The sequence below is a fragment of the Rhodoflexus caldus genome, from assembly GCF_021206925.1.
In the GTDB taxonomy this organism is placed as follows: Bacteria; Bacteroidota; Bacteroidia; order Cytophagales; family Thermoflexibacteraceae; genus Rhodoflexus; species Rhodoflexus caldus.
The window spans coordinates 18,865-39,167 of record NZ_JAJPRF010000024.1 but is presented as its reverse complement, the minus strand read 5'-3'; the positions used below and the strand labels follow the sequence as shown (position 1 = coordinate 39,167).

General features: G+C 47.6%; 15 protein-coding genes. 7 read left to right on the top strand and 8 right to left on the bottom strand.

Translation table 11 applies throughout. From position 1 onward, the window contains the following. Positions 1 to 146: 146 nt before the first annotated feature. The 4 genes from NDK19_RS16395 to NDK19_RS16380 form a co-directional block, all read right to left on the bottom strand. On the bottom strand, positions 147 to 767 hold the full coding sequence (locus tag NDK19_RS16395; protein ID WP_250632994.1) for an outer membrane beta-barrel protein: 621 nt from the start codon (positions 765 to 767) through the stop codon (positions 147 to 149). Positions 768 to 866: 99 nt separating this feature from the next. Then, positions 867 to 1,598: a hypothetical protein gene (locus tag NDK19_RS16390; RefSeq protein ID WP_250632993.1), complete on the bottom strand. Its 732-nt coding sequence runs from the start codon at positions 1,596 to 1,598 to the stop codon at positions 867 to 869. 135 nt (positions 1,599 to 1,733) lie between these two features. Beyond that, a complete protein-coding gene (locus NDK19_RS16385; RefSeq protein ID WP_250632992.1) occupies positions 1,734 to 1,928 on the bottom strand; it encodes a hypothetical protein in 195 nt (64 codons plus the stop codon). An 84-nt stretch (positions 1,929 to 2,012) separates the two neighbouring features. Further along, positions 2,013 to 2,612, bottom strand: a complete 600-nt coding sequence (locus NDK19_RS16380; protein WP_250632991.1) for a response regulator transcription factor — start codon at positions 2,610 to 2,612, stop codon at positions 2,013 to 2,015. A 474-nt stretch (positions 2,613 to 3,086) separates the two neighbouring features. On the opposite strand from NDK19_RS16380, the gene gltB reads away from it, so the two are divergent. After that, complete coding sequence (gene gltB / locus NDK19_RS16375) at positions 3,087 to 7,526, top strand: glutamate synthase large subunit (protein ID WP_250632990.1); 4,440 nt, start codon at positions 3,087 to 3,089, stop codon at positions 7,524 to 7,526. Between the two features lie 138 nt (positions 7,527 to 7,664). Here gltB and NDK19_RS16370 read toward each other — a convergent pair whose 3' ends face one another. Continuing rightward, positions 7,665 to 9,029, bottom strand: coding sequence for a tetratricopeptide repeat protein (locus NDK19_RS16370; protein WP_250632989.1), 1,365 nt, complete (start codon positions 9,027 to 9,029; stop codon positions 7,665 to 7,667). 115 nt (positions 9,030 to 9,144) lie between these two features. On the opposite strand from NDK19_RS16370, the gene NDK19_RS16365 reads away from it, so the two are divergent. From NDK19_RS16365 to NDK19_RS16345, 5 genes are all read left to right on the top strand, one after another. After that, positions 9,145 to 12,960: a sensor histidine kinase gene (locus NDK19_RS16365; RefSeq protein ID WP_250632988.1), complete on the top strand. Its 3,816-nt coding sequence runs from the start codon at positions 9,145 to 9,147 to the stop codon at positions 12,958 to 12,960. Next, complete coding sequence (locus NDK19_RS16360; protein WP_250632987.1) at positions 12,957 to 13,508, top strand: hypothetical protein; 552 nt, start codon at positions 12,957 to 12,959, stop codon at positions 13,506 to 13,508. Before NDK19_RS16365 ends, NDK19_RS16360 begins: the two co-directional genes overlap by 4 nt. Before the next feature lie 58 nt (positions 13,509 to 13,566). After that, on the top strand, positions 13,567 to 14,424 hold the full coding sequence (locus tag NDK19_RS16355) for a bile acid:sodium symporter family protein (RefSeq protein ID WP_250632986.1): 858 nt from the start codon (positions 13,567 to 13,569) through the stop codon (positions 14,422 to 14,424). A gap of 70 nt (positions 14,425 to 14,494) precedes the next feature. Further along, complete coding sequence (locus tag NDK19_RS16350; RefSeq protein WP_250632985.1) at positions 14,495 to 15,751, top strand: hypothetical protein; 1,257 nt, start codon at positions 14,495 to 14,497, stop codon at positions 15,749 to 15,751. Further along, positions 15,733 to 16,440 (top strand): hypothetical protein, encoded by a 708-nt coding sequence (locus tag NDK19_RS16345; protein ID WP_250632984.1) that lies wholly within the window; start codon positions 15,733 to 15,735, stop codon positions 16,438 to 16,440. Before NDK19_RS16350 ends, NDK19_RS16345 begins: the two co-directional genes overlap by 19 nt. A 71-nt stretch (positions 16,441 to 16,511) precedes the next feature. Here NDK19_RS16345 and NDK19_RS16340 read toward each other — a convergent pair whose 3' ends face one another. The 3 genes from NDK19_RS16340 to NDK19_RS16330 all read right to left on the bottom strand — a co-directional run bounded on the left by NDK19_RS16340 (position 16,512) and on the right by NDK19_RS16330 (position 19,942). Next, positions 16,512 to 18,197, bottom strand: coding sequence for a lytic transglycosylase domain-containing protein (locus NDK19_RS16340; RefSeq protein ID WP_250632983.1), 1,686 nt, complete (start codon positions 18,195 to 18,197; stop codon positions 16,512 to 16,514). A 24-nt stretch (positions 18,198 to 18,221) separates the two neighbouring features. Further along, complete coding sequence (gene gatA, locus NDK19_RS16335; protein WP_250632982.1) at positions 18,222 to 19,652, bottom strand: Asp-tRNA(Asn)/Glu-tRNA(Gln) amidotransferase subunit GatA; 1,431 nt, start codon at positions 19,650 to 19,652, stop codon at positions 18,222 to 18,224. An 83-nt stretch (positions 19,653 to 19,735) separates the two neighbouring features. Then, the gene (locus NDK19_RS16330) at positions 19,736 to 19,942 is read right to left on the bottom strand and encodes a Sec-independent protein translocase subunit TatA/TatB (RefSeq protein ID WP_250632981.1); all 207 of its coding nucleotides are present in this window, start codon (positions 19,940 to 19,942) and stop codon (positions 19,736 to 19,738) included. A gap of 115 nt (positions 19,943 to 20,057) precedes the next feature. Here NDK19_RS16330 and NDK19_RS16325 point away from each other — a divergent pair, with 115 nt between their 5' ends. Next, positions 20,058 to 20,258, top strand: coding sequence for a hypothetical protein (locus NDK19_RS16325; RefSeq protein ID WP_250632980.1), 201 nt, complete (start codon positions 20,058 to 20,060; stop codon positions 20,256 to 20,258). Positions 20,259 to 20,303: the final 45 nt, after the last annotated feature.

Sequence of the window (20,303 nt, the reverse complement as noted above, 5' to 3'; positions counted from 1 at the left end):
TCGCGCCTTGCGGAGGCTAACAACCCTGTTTTACAAGCCATGCTTGCCCATAAAGCACAACCAAACTCTGTTATTGGCTAGTACTTAATGAAAAAGGCCGCCCCTTTTCGGACGGCCTCTTCGCCTAACTCTCCATAAATCCCGTTTTAGAATATAAAACCTATGGTAAAGGCATAAGATTTATTAAAAGCTATAGTTGGAAGAAGGCTCGGAGTTATCACAGGAAAAATCCCCGGATTGTATTCGGCTTCAAACAAAATGCGCTGCTTTCCAATTTTTGTTTGTACACCTGCCCCTAACACCGGACCAAAATCAAAACGACGCTGCCGACTGAAGGTGTATAACATATCAAAATAGTCATTATCGTTGCGTGATAATAAATAATCTACCCGGAAACCAGCTGTCAGATAAGGTTGTAATCTTGGATTTTTACCAAACAAATATTTAACATTCCCATCCAAGCTGATATAGTTTGTAATCAGATGCTGATTACTTGATAATGCAGGTTCTCTAAGAGTAGTCATGATACCCCCTTTTTGGCGAAAAGACAAACCGGAAATGAAGTTGAGGCCACCCCTCAGATGCCATTCACGAAATATCCCTAAATGATAAGAAGAACGTTCTTGTAAGGCACCTGATCTTATACCATTATAAGAGATCCCTCCATCAGGCCCAGGCGGAACTATCGCTGTAATTCTACTGATATCCTGAGTAGATTGGTTAAAACCGCCTTTAATTATCCACGATGATTGGTAACCTGTTTCCACAGATGTCTGTGCATTTGCGTAATACGTAATAAGTAATAAGTAACAGGCATAGTGAAAAAACCACATGAGCTCTTTTCATAATTATATCAATAAAAACATTTAAGGCATGATTGTACATTGAGCAATACCAGCACCAGGTACCCGCATTTGACCGTACGTGGTTGCTGATAAACAAGTACCATTTGTACAGTTTAGATTACCATTATTGGTCGCATCAAAACTAAATTCATTCTTCGTATCTACAATCATTGGAATAACTCTAAATTGGGGAGATTCTCCCTGAAATTGGTAGCTACATGTACCACTTAACTCTCCATTATAAAAATCACCCCAAAAGAAAAGACCAACTCTCTGGAGCCCGCGCAAGGTTATTACTATATTAAATCCTTGCAAAGGACCAAGTTTACGATACAAGTCTTCATAAACTAAAATTCTATGTGCAGATAATGAATTTTGGCAAAAACGATTTCTGACTAATGTCCCATAAGATGCATCCTCAATACGACCATTAGAAGGCGATGCTCCCGTTACTCTTGTAGGAATAACTTCTATCTCTTGTTTCTGATTACTGCTCTTTGCCGCAAGTAAGCTTGGAATATCTGATACAGAAGCATTACGTTTAATTTTGACGTTCTGCGTATCAAACTGGTACAAATCATTGCCTATTTGAACAATACCTCTTTCATTTACAAAAGGTGCATAAATACTCCAAACCATATCAATATCAAAGCCTTTGTCCATTGAAAAAGATATAAGGCCTTCATACTTGTTAAGACTTTTTTGGACACTGCTTTCAATTGCTAATGCTTTGAGATAGTCAGTGGGTTTCAAATCTCGAATTGTTCGTTCATACGTATTCATAAACCGTGCATACTCATCATTTCTCGCATCCTCTAAGGAACGAAAACCAACTGTCCGCGAATTTAAACGAGCTAACGCCCCCCCTGTTGCGCGGCTGTTGTATGCTTATTTCAGTTCTTCAATAGATTCAAACCGCAAAAAATTATTTACAGATTTATCAGAAAACCGCTCTAATAAATCTACCTGATGTGTAGTACCTGATAAAGATATTTCTTTGTCAAGCTCTGATAATGAATTTTGGCACGAGTTACCAATCATCATTAACATCATAAGTTTCAGTGATAACAAGGATTTTTTCATGCAAAAGGAATTGTTTTTAATTGACTACCGCAAAATTAATAGCCCAATTGCTGCTAAAAAATAGGAAAACGCGCAGCTTTTTTCCTATTTTTTGTTTTCCTGAATCCATTTTTGCAACTCTCTTGCAGATTTGAGATGCAATTTTTTTGCAATGTTGGTTTTATGGTTTTTGAGTGTATGCTTACTGATATGCAATAGTTCCGTAGGACGCACATCGGGCAACTCTTTCAGTATATTTAAAACTTTTTGTTCCATATTAGTCAGTCTTGTGCTACCATCTGCGCCTTGCAGGGTAGCTTGCGAGGCCAGCAAAGGTGAAGTATAGGTTCTTCCGTTGCTTAAATTGCGCAGGCAGGTAGCCCATTCCATCCTATCATCCTTCGGATGTATCAGTGCACGCGGGGATATTTCTGCCCAATGTTCAGGTGAACGGTCGCTGTAAATAATAATGGGACAGTGGGGCAGGTGCGTTTGCAAGCAGCGCAGATGCGCCAGCGGACAGGAATATTTCGCCACACAACATACAATCACCACATCAGGCCGGATTGCATAGGCTAAGCCGGGCAAAAGACGTACATCCGTTGCCTCTTGTTTGACCCTAATAAGGGAATGAAGTAACGCAGTCAGGTGCTTACTTACGGATGCTGTACCGCAAATAATAGCAGAGAGTAATTGGTTTGGCATATTACCGATATGCAAAATAGTTGAGAGAGGTTGCAGTGCTGCAAAAATAATTCTACAAGGATAGTATCAATATCCATTTTAGTGCAAATCAATATGTTGCAACAAATAATATAACACAGAATAACTTATATATTTCTTTGGGAGTATTAGTTTTTGATAAGAAAATACACAAATACGTGTTCTAAAAATTATTTACATATGTATGCAGATGCGATGTTCCGTTGCACGTCGCACAGCAGAGAAGGTTCTGGCAACGCTACTAAGATGACAAACCTACGGTTTTTGCTGTGCTTTTTGCAGTTATTCGTGCCCACATGAACAACATAGGTTCAGGTGGTTTGTGAACGACGTGCAACGGCGTGTGCAACATTCCAAAACCCGCCAACATTGTTCTTTAAAAAATCCCCACCACTTAGGCCTGTTTTTTAGAATTCATTCACTATATTGCCAGTTAAATTAAAAATTACGTAAACAATGGGGCAATTTTTTCAGGAAAACGAAAAATCGGCTTGCGGCGTAGGGTTCGTTGCCAGCCGACAGGGTGAGTATGACCACCGGATTTTACAACAGGCATTATATGCCTTGACATGCGAAGAACACCGTGGCGGCTGTGCTGCCGACCGCATCACCGGCGACGGTGCCGGCATTATGACCGACATTCCCTTTGATTTGCTGGGGTATAAACGGGGTGAAGTAGCAGTAGCCTCGCTGTTTCTGCCAACCGATGCGGAAAAGCAACGCATTGCGCTCAAAACCTTTGAAGAATCGTTTTCACTCATGGGGCTGGAAGTGATTGAATACCGCGATGTACCCATAAACCCAGATGTGTTGGGGCCACAAGCCCGCGCCTCAATGCCCGATATGCGCCATGCCATTATTGCCCGACCCAAACATTGCCGCACGGACTATTCTTTTGACAAACTCCTGTATCAGGCAAAGCAATTCAACCGCATTCGTCAAAAAGATGCACAGGAAGTACCCGAATTTTTCTTCACCTCGCTTTCGGCCAACACCATTGTTTACAAAGGGCTGATTCGTGCAGAAGATTTGGGACGTTTCTACTTAGACCTGCAAAATCCTGCATTCAAAACCCGCTTCGGTATTTTCCACCGGCGGTTCAGCACCAACACGGTCAGCACTTGGGACAAAGCGCAGCCTTTCCGCTTCATCAGCCACAACGGCGAAATCAATACGATTCAGGGCAATCGCTCATGGGCTTTTTCGCGGGAAAAAGCCCTCGGTCTTAAAAAAGACGAACTGCTCAACCACTACAAGGTGAGCGATTCGGGCAGTTTGAACGAAATGGTGGAAGCATTGGCATTTCGCAGCAGTATCCGCTACATAGAGGACATTCTGGCGATTATGATTCCGCCCGCCAAAGCCGACAAAGATTTTTACCGCTTTTGGAGCCGCGCCATGGAGCCTTGGGACGGCCCCGCCCTGATTACCTTCGGAACGGGCAATAAGGTAGGTGCGCGATTAGACCGCAACGGCTTCCGCCCCTGCCGTTGGGCGATGACGGAAAAATATTTTTACCTCTCTTCCGAAGCCGGTTCGTTTGATTTGGACGAAGCCGATATTTTGCAAAAGGGAACACTCAATGCCGGAACAGGCGTTACCATGAACCTGATTACGGGCAGTATCAGCTTCTGCGACCCAAGCGACTCACGCGAAAACATTGGCGCACACTACGACGCACGCCTGCTGCCGATGGAGAACCTCGGCACAGAGGCAGAAATCCCCTTGCTTGACAAAAAGTACTTGTTTGCCTACACCGAAGAAGACATCGCCCGCATCCTGATTCCGATGATGAGTACAGGCAAAGAACCTATCGGCTCTATGGGCGACACGGCACGCATCAATATTTTCTCCGAAGAACCCCGCTCATTCTTTGACTACTTCTACCAGACTTTTGCACAGGTTACTAATCCACCGTTGGACTATCTGCGGGAGAAAAATGTAACCGATATGATTAATTATTTAGGCAAAAAGCCTAATATTTTTGCTCAAAAGGAGCTTATTCCGCCGCCGCCTGCCTTTGAACTGAAAAGTCCCATCCTTTCATTGGGCGAAATGGCATTTGTAAGAGAACTGAAAAATTCGCGCGAAGGCGTTTATCGTCCTGTGGCTGCCGAATTTGACACGACTTTTAAACGCAAAAACGGTGCAGTGGGTATGCAACGCAAGTTGGATGAGTTGGGCAAGGCCGTAGTGGATGCGGTCAATGGCGGCGAAATTTCCGTTATCATCCTCAGCGACCGCAACGCGGACTACGAAAATCCACCCATTCCTGCCCTGTTGGCGCTGCGTGCCGTAATTGTAGCCCTTACCGATGCCGGACTGCGGCTCGAGGCCTCCATAGTGGTGGATTCGGGCGAAATTAAAACCACCCATCACGTGGCCTGCCTCATCGGGTTTGGTGCAGTGGCTGTTTGCCCATACCTTGCGCTGCAATTGGCACGTTTTGAAACAGCACACAAAATCGGCAAAGTAGAGCTTTCTGCCGACGAGAAAGAGCAGAACATACTCAAAGCCCTGAAAGAAGGCTTGCTGAAAATTATGTCCAAAATGGGCATCTCCGTATTGCGCAGCTACCAGAGCGCTAAGCTGTTCAGCATTGTAGGGTTGAACAAAGAAGTTACTTCGCGCTATTTCCCGCACGTACACAACGTGCTCGGAGGTCTTACGGTCAGCGGCATTGCCGATGAGGTGCTGACCAAGCTGGAAATTTGCCGCAAATACGAAGAAAAGCAGCAGTTGGTCAATAATTTCCTCTATCGGGAAGATACCATCGGCACACAAGGCGAAAAACACTCCATGACCTTTGCCCGCTCAAAAATTATCCACCAATTGGTGCGCGATACGGGCAAAGAACTGAACAACATGGAACTCTACGATGAATACCTCAAAATGGGTATCCGCCAAGCGCCTGTGAACGTTCGTCACCTGTTTGCACTCAAAAAAGCGACAACGCCCGTGCCCGTGGAGCAGGTAGAGCCGCGCAGTAATATTCTTCGCCGTTTTGGTTCGGGAGCGATGAGTTTTGGTGCTATCAGTGCCGAGGCGCAGCGCGATATCATTTTGGCCATGCAGGAAATAGGCGGACGCAGCAACAGCGGCGAAGGTGGCGAAAACCCGTATTACTTCACCGAAGGCATTACTGCCACCACCAAACAAGTGGCATCGGCGCGCTTTGGCGTAACGGCACTGTATCTGGTTTCGGGCAGCGAATTGCAAATCAAGGTGGCACAAGGTGCTAAACCCGGTGAAGGCGGCCAATTGATGAGCATCAAAGTAAATGCCGACATCGCCCGCGCACGTTACAGCAACCCCGGCGTAGATTTAATTTCGCCGCCGCCGCTGCACGATATTTACAGCATTGAAGACCTCAAACAGCTCATCTACGAGTTAAAACAGATTTCGCCCGAAGCCAAAGTAAACGTGAAATTAGTGGCAGGCGCAAACATCGGAACGATTGCCGTAGGTGTGGCCAAAGCAGGCGCTGATGTGATTGACGTAGTCGGTGGCGATGGCGGAACGGGAGCCGCTTCGCTAAGTTCCATGAAACACGCAGGGTTGCCTTGGGAGTTTGGGTTGGTGGAAGTACACAGGGCACTGCTTCAAAACGGCCTCCGCCAACATGTGCGACTCCGCACCGACGGCGGCCTGAGCACCGGCGAAGATATTGTTATGGCTGCCATTATGGGCGCAGAAGAATACAATTTCGGCAAGTTGCTGCTCGTAGCCGAAGGCTGCGTAATGGCGCGTATTTGCGAAAAAAATACCTGCCCCGCGGGCATCACCACCCACGACCCCGTTTACAAAGCCAAATACAAAGGCAGCAAAGACCACGTGGTGAAAATGCTGGAATACATCGCCGAGGATGTGCGCCGCAAGTTGGCGTTCATGGGCTTTACTTCGCTCAACGAAATCATCGGACGCACCGACCTGTTGGATATCAACCCTGCCGCCCGCGACCTGATTAATCGCCGCAATCTGGATTTGAGCTTTGTGCTGGGGCAACCCATGCCGGGCTATCAGACCGAACCGAACCCATTCTTTGAAGGTGTCAGCCTGCTGAATGCGCAGATTGTGGAAGATACCCGCGCTGCCATTGCCGAAAACCGACATGCGGAGTTCAGTTATGACATCTATGCAACCGACCGCGCGGTTTTGGCAACCGTAGCAGGCGAAATTGCCCGCAAAGAAAACCGCTATCGGCAAATGTTCTACCGCGATAAATCGCTCTATCCGTTTACTAAGTCGCTGAAATTCACCTTTAAAGGCAGTGCCGGGCAAGGTTTTGGCGTATTTATGACCGATGGCATGGAAGTAAAACTCTACGGAGAAGCCAATGACTCGGTGGCCAAGTCCATGTCGGGTGGCAAATTGATTATCACGCCGCAGAAACACGTGCGGTTCCGCCCCGAAGAGAACGTCATCATCGGTAATTGTGCGCTTTACGGGGCCACAGGCGGAGTGCTGTACGTTCACGGCATCGCGGGCGACCGTTTTGCCGTTCGCAACAGCGGCGCCTATGCCGTTGTGGAAGGTGTAGGTCTGCACGCCTGCGAATACATGACGCGCGGCAAAGTAGTCATCCTCGGCGATTTTGACGAGAATCTGGGTTCAGGTATGACCGGCGGAGAAATTTACCTCTACAAGCCCCGCAGGAAAGACTTCATCAACCGTGAATACCTGACAGAGGCGGCTCCCCTACCCGACGATTTCGCCGAGCTCCATGAACTTTTGCAAGACTACCTGATTGATACAGGCAGCCGAACGGTAGAAAAAATCCTGCAAAACTGGGAACATGCCAAGCATGATTTTGTGCGCCTCGTACCGCTGAATACGCTCAAAAAGAAGAAAGCAGCCGCAGCAACTACAACGAGCACCACAGAAGTAGGCGTTTAGACTGCACAAAAAACAAACCTGACGGGTTGTAGCCCGTCAGGTTTAAACTCTTGATTATCAATAATTTACAAATGTAAAATTGCTTACGCTTTTGCATCACTTGCTCAACGGCTTGTATACAGCCATTTCCACCGCCACTCAGCGCAGCACAAACATTTTCGGATATTCCAAAATCAGGTAATTCAGCGTGGCCTTAATAGCATCGTTTAGCTCTGCACCATTGGGTTTGATGAACTTATCGTACTGTTGAGGCGGCACAATGGTTTTTGCGCTGCTGTTAAAACGTGCAATATTGCCTGTGGCTTCAAACTCCAAATTGCTGTTGGTTGTGTTGGTAATGCCGCGGAGTTTGTCTGTTTTAGAAGTTACCCACATGTAACCTTTGTTTTCGGCAACGGGAATTTCAATGGTGCGCGTGCCGGTGCTGTCTTCGGCTATTACCACCTCACTGTTCAGCACCAAGTTAGAAGCATTGTTCACCACCGCAAACATCTGCATTTTGTACTTGCTCGAGTAGCGGCCTTTCATCACTTTGTAGAAATAGTAAGTATCACCGCGCTGCACGCCGCCCGTAAACCAGTAGCGACTGTCGTTAATGAGTTGGAAATAACGCTTTTTGCCTTCGGGATTTATCCAGTTTTCGGTTTCTACCAAGCGCTTCATGGCCTCAATATCTTCCATGTAAGGATGCTCGCCGTAAACGTCTGTCAGGATTTTCTCGCGCAGCAGGCTGAGCAGCACGGTTTTCTTTCCGACAGGAAAATCGTTGCGGGCAGAAAGTTGGTAGTAGTAGCGGCGGCCGTCTTCCAAAGTAGCAAATTTGGTTTCAGTAATAAACTTGCGCACTTCTGCTGTTTTTTGGTCATCGGCGGTTGGGGTTGGCAAACCTCCCATGCCGGAACTCGCCATGTTCAGTACGCCAAGTTCCATCATACCGGCAAGGTCTTCTTCGCTGACTTTGGAGAGCATCTCGCGGCGCAACTGTATGTAGCGTCCTTCGTTAGGTTGCAAATCAGCCAGCAGTTGATAGTCTATCAATGCTTGCGGATAATTTTTCAACTGCACGTTCAGTTCGGCACGGTAGTTCAGCAGTTTTTCGTTCTTGCTTTCCTTTTTGTCAAGCAAAAGGGCGGCATCCAAATCTTGCAGTGCTGCCTGTAAATTGCCCATCAAACGATGCGCCGCCGCTCTGCCGGCATACAAATCGGCATCGTTGGGGGCTATTTCAATGGCTTTGGTATAATCTGCCACAGCACTGTTATAATCTTTCAACTCCATAAAAGCCTCTGCACGTCTCCTGTAAGCCGCCACATGGTCGGGATAGCGACTGATAACTTTTCCGAACAGTGTAATGGACTGGGGGTAATCCTGCTTCTGAAAGGCTTCTTCGGCTTTTGTAAAATCCTTATCGGAGCGTTTTTGCGCCTGAACGGCCACAGAAGAAACCACGAGCAGCGCCAACATCAGGAAAGAAATAACAAACTTGCGGCGAATTGTTTTCATAGGATTGTTATAAGGGTGTAAAGATGTTAGTGAATATGTACCATGCCGCAATTCGGATGCTTCAAGCATGGTTTTTGCGAAAATTACGGTAATTTCAGCAATGATAAAAGCAAAAATGAGTGCCGGCATAAAATACCTGCGTTCTCTTTTGATTTCCCGCCGCTGGGGATGGGGAATGGTATTGGGTATGTTATTGCTCGCCTTCCTGCTGGCAGAACGCTATTTGCCGCTTCCACTGCCCGGAACCAACTTTCTGTTGCAGTCGGTCAATAGCCGTTTGGCAGGCGAACTTGCACAGGCGCGCCTGCTGGTAGATGAAATCCGCCAACAGTTTGAGCAAGCCGAACAGGCAGGGCGCACCCTTGGCTTTCAAGACCTGAACTTCAAAGGCAAGTATCCCGTGCTGGTATTTCGGAACAACCAGTTGCTTTTGTGGACAAACAATCGCTTTTGGCTGAACCGCGAAGACCTGAACGGCAAGTTTGACGTGCAAACCATGAGCCATGCAGGCGGTACATTTATCATCTACAAACAGTCGGTCAGGCAAAACAACGGCGACCGAGTACATTTTGCAGCCCTGATTCCCTTAGAGTTTCGCTACAAAACAAATGCTCCGCTGCTCAAACCGGGTGTCAATCCGGATATTTTTCCCGATGAAAAAGTGAGCATATCGCGCAATCCGGAAGAAGGATTTGCCATCAAAGCCGAAGACGGGCGGTATCTTTTTTCGGTCATCCTGCCCGATAATTACCATTTCAGCGGCGGTTTATCGGAGGAAAACCTGATTCTGCTGCTCGTTATTGGCAGTTTGCTGCTGGCCGGATGGTTGGTGCGACATCAAATCAATGCCTATCTGGCAGATGCCCGCTACTCCGACGGCCTGATACTGCTGGCCACATTTTTGATAGGGGCAAGGCTCGTATTGCTGCTGGCTAACGACCCCGCAGCCTTTAACCGACTGCCCTTGTTCAGTTCTTCCAGTTTTGCTTCGTCGGTTATTTCCCGCTCACTTGCCGATTTGTTTATCAATATCCTGTTCGTATTTCTGATTTGCAGTTACAGCTACCTGTATTACCCCCGACTGATTGAACGGCAGCATTTGCAGATTTTGCGCACACGCTATGCATGGGTAGGCAGCATCTTGTTGGCGATTTTTTCACATGCCTTTTTCTTTTTCCACTTTTCGCTGTTGCGCAATCTGTACTTCAACTCCCAAATCAGGTTAGACATCACTTTTGAACCGAGCTTTGACGTATTGAAAATCACCAGTTTGCTGATTTTTTTGCTCAGCAGTTTTGTATTTTTCTTCATCAGCCACATCTCCATGCGGCTGGCAAGTTCCATGCTGCCCGACCGTCGGCGAATGGCGGCGGCCATTGTCATTGGCGGGCTAATTTCGGCGGTGCTGCTGCAAATCGCCCATGCCGATATAGAGTGGTACACGCTGATGCTTTGTACGGTTTACCTGCTGATTGTCAGCATGGGCAATTTGACCCGCAAGGTGAAAAGTTTTAACTACTTCTCTTATTTGTACCTGTGTTTGAGCGCTACCGTAACCGCTACGATGGGAGCATTTGCCATTTATCAGTTCGAGCAGCAAATACGCATGGAAAACAAATACAAGGTAGCCGCTCAACTGGTAGAGGGCAATGACAAACTGGGCGAATTTCTTCTGCAACAGTCGCTAAAAAAAATTCAGGTAGACCAAACCATCATCAACCGGATGCTGACATCCTATTCCAGCAAGGACATCATCATCCAAAAAATAAAAAAACAGCACATAGACAAGTATTTTGACAACTACGAAACCAACGTTTTACTCTTTGACGGCAACGGCGAACCTTACAACTACAACACCACCTACGACTCGCTAATGCTTGCGTTTGACCGCGAAAAATACAAAACGGAGCACCCCAACATTCTGTATATCAACAGGTTGAACGGCGAAATACCGATGTACGTCTGTTTTACCGACCTGATGAGAAACGATATGCGCATTGGGCGTATGGTGATTGAACTGCGGCAAAAGCGCATCACACCTTTTGGGGCTTATCCGAGTTTTCAGCGCACAGCAGAGTTACTGCCCGATGCCATTGAAAAAGGCATGAGCTATGCCATCATTACCAACGGCCAACTGACCTACAGCAGCAGCAACTTCAATTACACGCCTGCCTTGCTGAAAGACTTAGCAATCACCGACGTTCAACCCGACAATATTCCGGTAAGCAGAACGATTAATAATTTCCGCCACCTGATGCTTTCGCCCAAGGAAGGCGTTCAGGTGATTGTTTCATCGCCCATCTACCCTGCACAAAACATTATTGCCAACTTTTCATTCCTGTTTCTCATCTTGCTGGGCGGCAAGTTGTTAATTCTGATTATCTACGGCCTACGGCAAGGCATGTGGCAATTGCTCCGCGCCCAAATGAGCCTGACAGCCCGCATTCAGATTTACCTGAACCTTGCTTTTTTTACCCCGCTCATTGTGGTGAGCGTAATTATTACCAGCCTGCTGAACAACCAAAACCGCCGCGAAATACAGGAGGCCTACATAGAAAAGGCTGTAACCATCAGCACCAACGCGGGCATTGCTGCCGATATGGAAGCCTACAACAAAGGCGCAATGAGCAAAGACCGTTTGGAAGATAACGTTAGCAAAATTGCCCAACTGGCCAACGTGTACATGAACCTGTACAGCCGTTCGGGGCGCTTGCTGGCCTCCAATGAATCTTTCAGCTACCAAAGCGGCCTTGTAACCGACTTGATTAACCCGCAAGCACTGGCAGAACTGAACATGAACCCGCAAGGACGCACCATTTTGAGCGAAGTTATCGGCAGTTTGCCTTACAGCTCGGTGTATGTAGCGGTGCGCTCTGCCGCTTCGGGCGATATTACGGGCATCATCGGCATTCCGTTTTTTGAGTCGCAACGCAATGCCGAAAAACGCATCATCAGCGTGTTGAGCAGCATTATGAATGTGTTTACGTTCATCTTTTTGGGTATGGCGGTAATTTCTTACTTGGCATCGCGCGTATTGACCGAACCACTGCGGATGATTACCAAAACCATTGGCCGCACAAGCCTGAACAAACCCAATGAGCCGCTGAACTATTCCTCCGCCGATGAAATCGGGCTGCTGGTAGATGCCTACAACCGCATGTTGAAGCAATTGGAAGAAAGCAAAGAAGCCCTTTCACGCAGCGAGAAGGAGTCGGCATGGCGCGAAATGGCACGACAAGTTGCCCATGAAATCAAAAACCCGCTGACTCCCATGAAGCTCACCATGCAGCACCTGCAACGGATGCTTACCCCCGAAAACCCTCGGGTAGGGCGCTCATTGGAAACCTTGCTCAGTCAGGTAGATACGTTGAGCGATATTGCCACATCCTTTGCTTCGTTTGCCAATATGCCCATCCCGAAAAACGAAGAGTTTGAGATAGGCGAATTGCTCCGACAAACCTGCCTGCTGCACCACAACGAAGAAAATGCCAACGTTACTTTACAACTCCCTGCGGGCAAATTTTTTGTCAATGGCGACAGGCAACTGATGGGGCAAATTGTTACCAACCTGATTATCAACGGCATACAGGCTGTTCCGCATGGTAAACAGGCCCATATTCAGGTAGCACTGCAACGGTTAGAAAACGAACGCGTCCTGATTTCCGTAACAGACAACGGCGTGGGCATCCCCGATAATATCGCCGGCAAAGTTTTTTTACCTAATTTTAGCACCAAGTTTTCCGGTTCGGGTATCGGGCTTGCACTGGCAAAACGCGGCGTTGAACATGCAGGCGGGCGTATTTGGTTTGAAACACAGACACTTGCCGGCACAACGTTTTTTATAGAATTGCCGCTGCTGCGAACATTGGCAGCCGGCGAACAGCCAACGGAAGAACTACCGACGGCTTTCATTAAACAAGTGAGTCAATGAACCACCCTTTTATTCCGCTTTCTCGCAAACAACACTTATTGTGGATGGCTGTTGCGGCAGCGACTACTTTTTTGCTGATGGCAACACAGTTTTGGGCAAATGCACCCCTGACCAACAGTGCCGCCCCTGCCGGCATCTTATCGTTTGAGTTTGCCGGAACTTTTGCCAATGCACGCCTGATGATGCACTCATGGGACTACTCCGCCAAAATGCGCGCTGCTTTTGGTCTGGGTTTAGATTTTCTTTACCTCATCGCTTACTCCATGACGCTCGCGCTGGCATGTGTGTATATCGCCAAATCGTGGGCGCTTTTCAACGGTTTCAGCAAAGCAGGGCTTTTAATTGCATGGCTGCAATGGCCGGCTGCCTTGTTTGATGGCATAGAAAACGCCGCACTCATTGCATTGCTATCCGACAGCAACTCTGCTTGGCTGCCGCCGCTTGCCTATTGGATGGCTGCTGCCAAGTTTACGCTGGTAGGCATTGCCCTGCTCTACCTGATGGCAGGTTTTTTCGGTTTGTGGTGGCAAATTCGCACCAATAAGTAGGCAGAATTGACGGGTAGAAACAGTAAATTTCCGTTCTACCAATCAACTCTGTGTCGTTATGCAACAATCTAACCTACTGACCGTATTTCTGCCGATTGCGCTGGGCATCATCATGCTGGGGCTGGGGCTTTCACTAACCATTGAAGACTTTAAACGTATTGTCAAATATCCCAAAGCGGCGTTTATCGGGCTGTTTTGTCAAATGATTCTGCTGCCCGCTGTCTGTTGGGGTATTGCCGTTGCATTTGGGCTGGCACCTGCGCTGGCCGTCGGTCTGATGCTGTTGGCCGCCTCGCCCGGTGGCGCTACTGCCAACCTGTACAGCCACCTTTCCGATGGTGATGTGGCACTCAACATCACACTCACAGCCGTAAACAGCCTTTTGAGCCTTTTTACGCTTCCGCTCATTGTCAATTTGTCGCTGCTGTATTTTGTAGGCGCCGAAAAGTCCATCCCCATGCAGTTTGGTAAAATTGTGGAAGTATTCGCCATTGTTCTGCTGCCCGTTTCCATAGGCATGATTATCAGAAGATTTGCCCCTGCATTTGCCAATAAAATGGACAAACCCGTCAAAATTGCCTCCGCCATTTTGCTGGTACTGGTAATTGCCGGTGCTACGCTGAAAGAAAAGGACAACCTCGGGATTTTTATTCAACAGGTTGGATTGCCTGTGCTGGTTTTCAATCTGTTAAGCATGTTCGTGGGCTATACCGTTCCGCTAATGCTGCGCGTAGAGCGTCGTCAGGCCATTGCTATCGGCATGGAAATTGGTATCCACAACGGCACACTTGCCATTTACATTGCGCTGAATGTTTTACAAGACTCCGCCATGTCCATTCCACCCGCATTGTATGGCCTGCTGATGTTCTTCACCGCTGCCGCTTTCGGCTATTGGGTCAAGCGGAAGTCAATGTAATAAACGTGTAACTTTTTAGGTTTTTTAACAGCTTTTTTGTAGCTTTTCGGTAACTAAAAATACCAATGTCATGAAAAAGCTGATAATAACGGCGGCAGCGATATGGTTTATTGCTGCCGCTGCCTTTGGGCAAGTAGGCGACCTGCTCAAAAAGGCCAAAGAGAAAGTGCAAAATAAAATAGAGGAAAAATCAGGGACGGCCAAGCAAGAACCCGCACCCTCTGCCCCAACGGGTAATCCACCCGCTAACAATAACAATAACAACGGCAGCAACAACCTCCCAAGCCCTGATGCTGCTCTTTCCTACACGCCCATTGCCACAGTTATGGCACAAAAAATAACCGACCTTCCCGAAGGAACATTCATATTTTACGATGAATCGCGGATGTTTTCAACCGCTACCCGCACCGAGCTGGTGCTTGTGGCAGGTCATAAAGTCAATAAAACGATTCAGGTCTTTCGGGATGGCAAGTGGAGCGAACCCATCAAAAACTCAGACCGCAAAACAGTAGCTCAATACGGCATTACCTCCGAAATAGGGTCAAGTAAAAACCTGTACCGCTTTGCTGCCAAAGTTTCCCCCCCTCACAACGAAGGAGATAAAGGGCTCATACAATTCCGCAAGCTAATGATGAACGGCATACCCATAGGCGAAGAGCAGGTAATCGTACATAACGGCAAAACCTACGGCCCTTATGCGTTAATTCAGGAAGCCGCCCTCAGCACCGACGGGAAGAGCTTTTTTGCTATTGTAATGCCCAATTATAGCAACGATTATAGCAAAATATGGCAGGAATACCGCCTGATTAGCGACCAGATGCCTACTCCTTTGCAAATTGTCCCTCCCGACCGTCAAGCTACCAATATAGCATTCAGCCTGTTGGCATCCGGCGATGGCAAAAATGCGGCAGTAATTATCACCGATTTCAGCAATTACCAACAAGTAAAACAAGAGTTGCTTCTCAACGACGGGCGGCGTTTCCCTGTCGAGCAAGCTAAAGACGGCAGCCTGCTTTTTGATTATGCCAACAGTTTTTTTAGCCCTGATGGCAAATCGTTCTGTTCGCTGCAAAACGGTACTAAGTTGTACGTAAACGGCAAACTAACCAAAACATTCAGTGAGTATCAGGACTTGTCTAACACTATGTTCAACGAAAAAGGCGAAGAACTGTTCAAGGTCAGTCGCGGCGGCATTGCCTTTGCCGATGGAACGGTTGCGCCTGTTGCCATGCAAATAAATACCTTCATGGAAAATGGCAAAATGACGGTCAGTTGGCTGGCACCTTACAAAGACGGCAGCGTTTACTTATGCAAAAAAACTTTGTGATACTTGTCATCCTGTTGTTTTGGGGAGGCAGCGGCAAATGCATCAGCAGGGATAGTGCCGCGCACTATCTGGCAGAAAAGTTTGGCCGACACTTTGCCGCTGCAAAAACCCTTTTGGCACACGAGGGGCGCAGTGCAGTTGCTTACTGGCAGTCGCAAAACCTCCCTGCAAACGTGCTGCTGGCCATCGTTGCGCCGGAATTGATGAGATACAATGCCCTCTCCAATGCCATAGAGATGATTAGCCTCGAGATGATGTATGTAAACTTTGGGCAAGATTACGCCAATTTTTCCGTGGGCTTTTTTCAGATGAAGCCTGCATTTGCGGAAAGCCTTGAAAAATTTGCCCTTCGGCACCAATTGCCTGCACCTGTGTCAGCAACAGACACCACCGATATCAAACACAACCGCGAAAAACGATTGGAACGACTGGCAACTTTGCAAGGGCAAAGCGAATATCTGGCCTTATTCTATCGGGTGATGATGTACCGATTCCCGCATTGGCGATATCTACCCGCCAACGAACAGGTACGCTGGCTGGCAACAGCCTACAATGCCGGCTGGCAACTCAACGGCGAACAGTTGCAACAATTTACCACACGCAATTTTTTCACAATTGCTCATTGGGAAACAGGCTATTACAATTACTCACAAGTAGCACTGCATTTTTTTGCGCTGTTGAGCAATTGAACAAAACAGCATTCCGGAGTTCGGATTTGGGAATGGGGAATTCGGATTTGGGATTTGCGCGAGTTATTTGGTTATCGCACCACAATTTTCTGTCCTAAGCTCAGCTTGTTGTCTTTGATATTGTTCAGTTTTTTGAGTTGCTCTACCGACATATTGTAACGTTTGGCAATACCCCACAGTGTATCGCCGCTGTCCACAATATGCACGCCTGCTTTGTTGCCCGTATTTTGGGAGGCAGCATTTTTTGTAATTGTATTTTTGGCAACTACGGTCTGCGATTTTTCGGCAGGTAACGGCTTGTTAGAAGCTATCACAGTAGTTGAGCTCGTGGCAGCAACGGGTTTGTGTTCACCATCGCCTGTCGGCGGAGTAACTTTCAGGTTTTTGCCGACCTGAATATTATCCGAACTCAGGTTATTCCATCTTTTCAAGTTGCTGATGCTGACACCATACTTTTGGGCAATTGTGCTCAACGATTCGCCACTACGCACCTTGTGCGTAACAACGGCTGCTTTACGCGACGGACGGGTGAGTTCTGCCACATAACGCACCTGCGCATTAGATTTGCCGGGTTTTACAATCGCTTCGTAATTATCGGCAAAGTAATCCATCCGGTCGGCAGGGATGCGCAGAGGATAAGCCCATGCAGCCGTTCCGGGTACAATGCCGCGCTTCAGCTCGGGGTTGAGTTCTTCCAAATCTTCCAAGCATACATTCAACTTTTCCGCAATATGGCGCAGCGGTACATAATTGTTAATGCTGATTACATCGTAGTCAATGGCGAAATAGGGCTGGTCTTGCACCAAGTTGTGTTCCTCGGCATAGTTCATCGCATAAACCACCGCCGTGAAAATAGGCACATAGGCGCGGGTTTCTTTGGGCAAAAAGTTGTAAATCTCCCAAAAATTACTCTTGCCTCCTGCCCTGCGGATGGCTTTCTGGATATTGCCGGGGCCACAGTTATAAGCAGCCAATGCCAATTCCCAATCGCCGCCGAAAAAGTTATACAGCGATTTCAGGTATTTACAAGCTGCTTCCGTTGCTTTTTCGGGGTCAAAGCGTTCATCTATAAAAGCGTTTTGTTTCAGCCCGTACATGCGGCCGGTTGCGGGCATAAATTGCCACAGCCCCCCAGCCCCTGCACGGGAAATAGCACGCGGATTTAATGCCGACTCTATGATGGACAGATATTTCAACTCATCGGGAAGGCCATATGCTGCCAGATACTTTTCAAAAATCGGGAAGTAAATGTTCTTTTTGGCAAGCATCCGCATGGTGTAATCGCGGCGGCGGACAGTAAAAAAGTCTATGAATTCATGTACCCGTTCGTTCAGCGTCAGCGGCATTTGCGAATTGAGACAAGAAAAACGCTGGGCTACCAGCACTTCGGTTGGGCGGGGTATGTAATCGTAAACCACATCCTCGTCTTCGTAATGAACTACATTGGGCAGTGGTTTGAAAATCAAATCTTTATCAATGGTTGCAATTGCCTCTGCTATATCATTCTCCTCACCTGCACTCTTGGTTTCCATCGGGTAAATCAAACCCATGAAATCCTGAAAAAGCGCAATTGCCACATCGTAATTCCGAACAATGGAAAGAGAGTCGGACATGCGCTTTAATCGGTTCATTCTATCCTTATCAATCTGATTGTCAGATGTTTGAGCAAAAGAATGGGAACTGATAAAAGGTGCCGCTAACAGCAACATCAGAAATGCCTTGCACAGAAACGAGGCCGGTTGAGAATTATCTGACATACGCATCGTTGGGTTAAGCGGGTGTTAATTTGCACATTTTTCCATTAAAAAGCGAGCAAAAGCAAGCATTTTCGCTTCTTCAAAGAAATTCCCCATTACTTGAAGCCCTATGGACATCCCCTCTGTGTCGTTGCCGCAAGGGATAGAAATGGCCGGAATGCCTGCCACGTTGGCCTGTACCGAGAAAATATCTGCCAAATACATTTGCAACGGATTATCGCTCAATTCCCCTACTCTGAATGCGGTTGTAGGTGAGGTTGGCGACAAAATGAAGTCATATTCGGCAAGAATTGCCTTGGTTTTCTCCATAATCAGGCGACGAACGCGCTGTGCTTTGGTAAAATAAGCGTCGTAATAACTTGCGCTCAAAACGAACGTTCCGAGCAAGATACGGCGCTGTACTTCCTTGCCGAAAGCCTCCGAGCGGGTGAGTTTGTAAAGACTTTCCAAGTCGGTTGCACGGGGGCTGCGATAGCCGTAGCGGACACCGTCGTAGCGCGCCAAGTTGGTGCTTGCCTCGGCTGTCGTAAGAATGTAGTATGTAGGCAAAATGTATTCCAGCAGCGGAAAATCAACGGCTTCTACGGTAAACCCTTCGCTTCGCAGCATTTCAATTGCCCGCAGGATATGTTCTTTTACCTCCGAGCTTACGCCTTCGCTTTCTACCGTTTCGCGGATGTAGGCAACTTTGCCGCGCTTGGGTTGTTCTTCTACCTGCTTGCTGTAAGGCGTTACGGGTTGGGTAGAAGCAGTGCTGTCAAAATTATCGGCACCGGCCATAACTTCTAACAGCAGTGCCGCGTCTTCAACCGTATGCGTAAGTGTACCGATGCAGTCAAAAGATGAGGCATAAGCCAGCAACCCGTGCCGCGAAAGGCGACCGTAGGTAGGCTTTACGCCGACAAGCCCGCAAAAGGAAGCCGGTTGGCGCACCGAGCCGCCCGTATCCGTTCCTAATGAAGCGGTACACATATGTGCCTGCACAGCCACTGCCGAGCCGCCCGAAGAACCACCGGGCACGCGGTTGATATCGGCAGCATTGCGCACAGCACCAAACGCCGAGTTTTCGCTGGATGAACCCATTGCAAACTCATCGCAGTTTTGCCTGCCTAATATAATGGCATCTTCGGCCAGCAATCGCTCTACCACAGTAGCCGAAAACTGGGAGTGAAAACCATCTAAAATGCGGCTCGCTGCTTGTAAACGGTGATTTTGGTAGCAAATGACATCTTTCAGCCCGATGACCATGCCTGCGAGCCTGCCTGCACGGCCGTCAGCGATTTTTTGGTCAATCTGATGTGCCTGTTGCAACGCTTCCTCGTTGTATGTTTCCAAAAAAGCGTTGAGTTCTCCGTTCCTTTGGGCAACAACATCTATGTAATGCTGCACCAAGGAAGCTACCGTAGTTGAACCTTGCGACAAGGCGGTGCGGATATCGGCAAAAGAGCGGTACAAGTTAGAAGAAGTTTAGGTTTGGGCAATAATAACACCTGACAGATTTCGGAAACCTGTCAGGCGCAACACAAATACATAAAGATTTATTGTTTGGGCTGTTCTTTTACGCCCTGTTCAATTTCGTCTTTAATTTCACGGGTGGCATCTTTAAACTCGCGAATGCCTCTGCCTAAGCCGCGAGCCAGTTCGGGCAATTTCTTCGCACCGAAGAAAAGCAGAATTACGAACAGAATCAGCAACAACTCAGGGCCGCCGATACTTCCGAGGAATAATAAAATGCTTTGCAACATATTTTTATGAGAAAAAAGGTGGGCAAATATACGTATTTAACGGGCAAAAGTGAGATGGTCAAATGAGAAGTCCGACGGCTTCGCTAATTTTGCATACCTATTTCCATCGTACATCATGTTAAAAACACTGCTGCTGCTGTTTTTGTTCCTTTATTTTCTCATCCGCTTTTCGGGAAGCATCATTCGGGTGGCGCGGCGTGTCAATCGCATCTTTCAACCGGAGGATGAAATCATAATCCGCCAAACAGCAGCCAATAAAAAAAGCCGCCGGAACTTCTCCGACGGCGAATATGTGGACTACGAAGAAATCAAATAAGCCAACCGATAGTTTGGATTAAAAATCAGCGTGCTGGCAAATACG

What these genes read in the sequence shown, in the direction of transcription:
- NDK19_RS16385 (WP_250632992.1), bottom strand. Translation starts at nt 1,928, where the DNA reads ATGAAAAAATCCTTGTTATCACTGAAACTTATGATGTTAATGATGATT.
- NDK19_RS16380 (WP_250632991.1), bottom strand. Translation starts at nt 2,612, where the DNA reads ATGCCAAACCAATTACTCTCTGCTATTATTTGCGGTACAGCATCCGTA.
- gltB (WP_250632990.1), top strand. Translation starts at nt 3,087, where the DNA reads ATGGGGCAATTTTTTCAGGAAAACGAAAAATCGGCTTGCGGCGTAGGG.
- NDK19_RS16370 (WP_250632989.1), bottom strand. Translation starts at nt 9,029, where the DNA reads ATGAAAACAATTCGCCGCAAGTTTGTTATTTCTTTCCTGATGTTGGCG.
- NDK19_RS16365 (WP_250632988.1), top strand. Translation starts at nt 9,145, where the DNA reads ATGAGTGCCGGCATAAAATACCTGCGTTCTCTTTTGATTTCCCGCCGC.
- NDK19_RS16360 (WP_250632987.1), top strand. Translation starts at nt 12,957, where the DNA reads ATGAACCACCCTTTTATTCCGCTTTCTCGCAAACAACACTTATTGTGG.
- NDK19_RS16355 (WP_250632986.1), top strand. Translation starts at nt 13,567, where the DNA reads ATGCAACAATCTAACCTACTGACCGTATTTCTGCCGATTGCGCTGGGC.
- NDK19_RS16350 (WP_250632985.1), top strand. Translation starts at nt 14,495, where the DNA reads ATGAAAAAGCTGATAATAACGGCGGCAGCGATATGGTTTATTGCTGCC.
- NDK19_RS16345 (WP_250632984.1), top strand. Translation starts at nt 15,733, where the DNA reads ATGCAAAAAAACTTTGTGATACTTGTCATCCTGTTGTTTTGGGGAGGC.
- NDK19_RS16340 (WP_250632983.1), bottom strand. Translation starts at nt 18,197, where the DNA reads ATGTCAGATAATTCTCAACCGGCCTCGTTTCTGTGCAAGGCATTTCTG.
- NDK19_RS16330 (WP_250632981.1), bottom strand. Translation starts at nt 19,942, where the DNA reads ATGTTGCAAAGCATTTTATTATTCCTCGGAAGTATCGGCGGCCCTGAG.
- NDK19_RS16325 (WP_250632980.1), top strand. Translation starts at nt 20,058, where the DNA reads ATGTTAAAAACACTGCTGCTGCTGTTTTTGTTCCTTTATTTTCTCATC.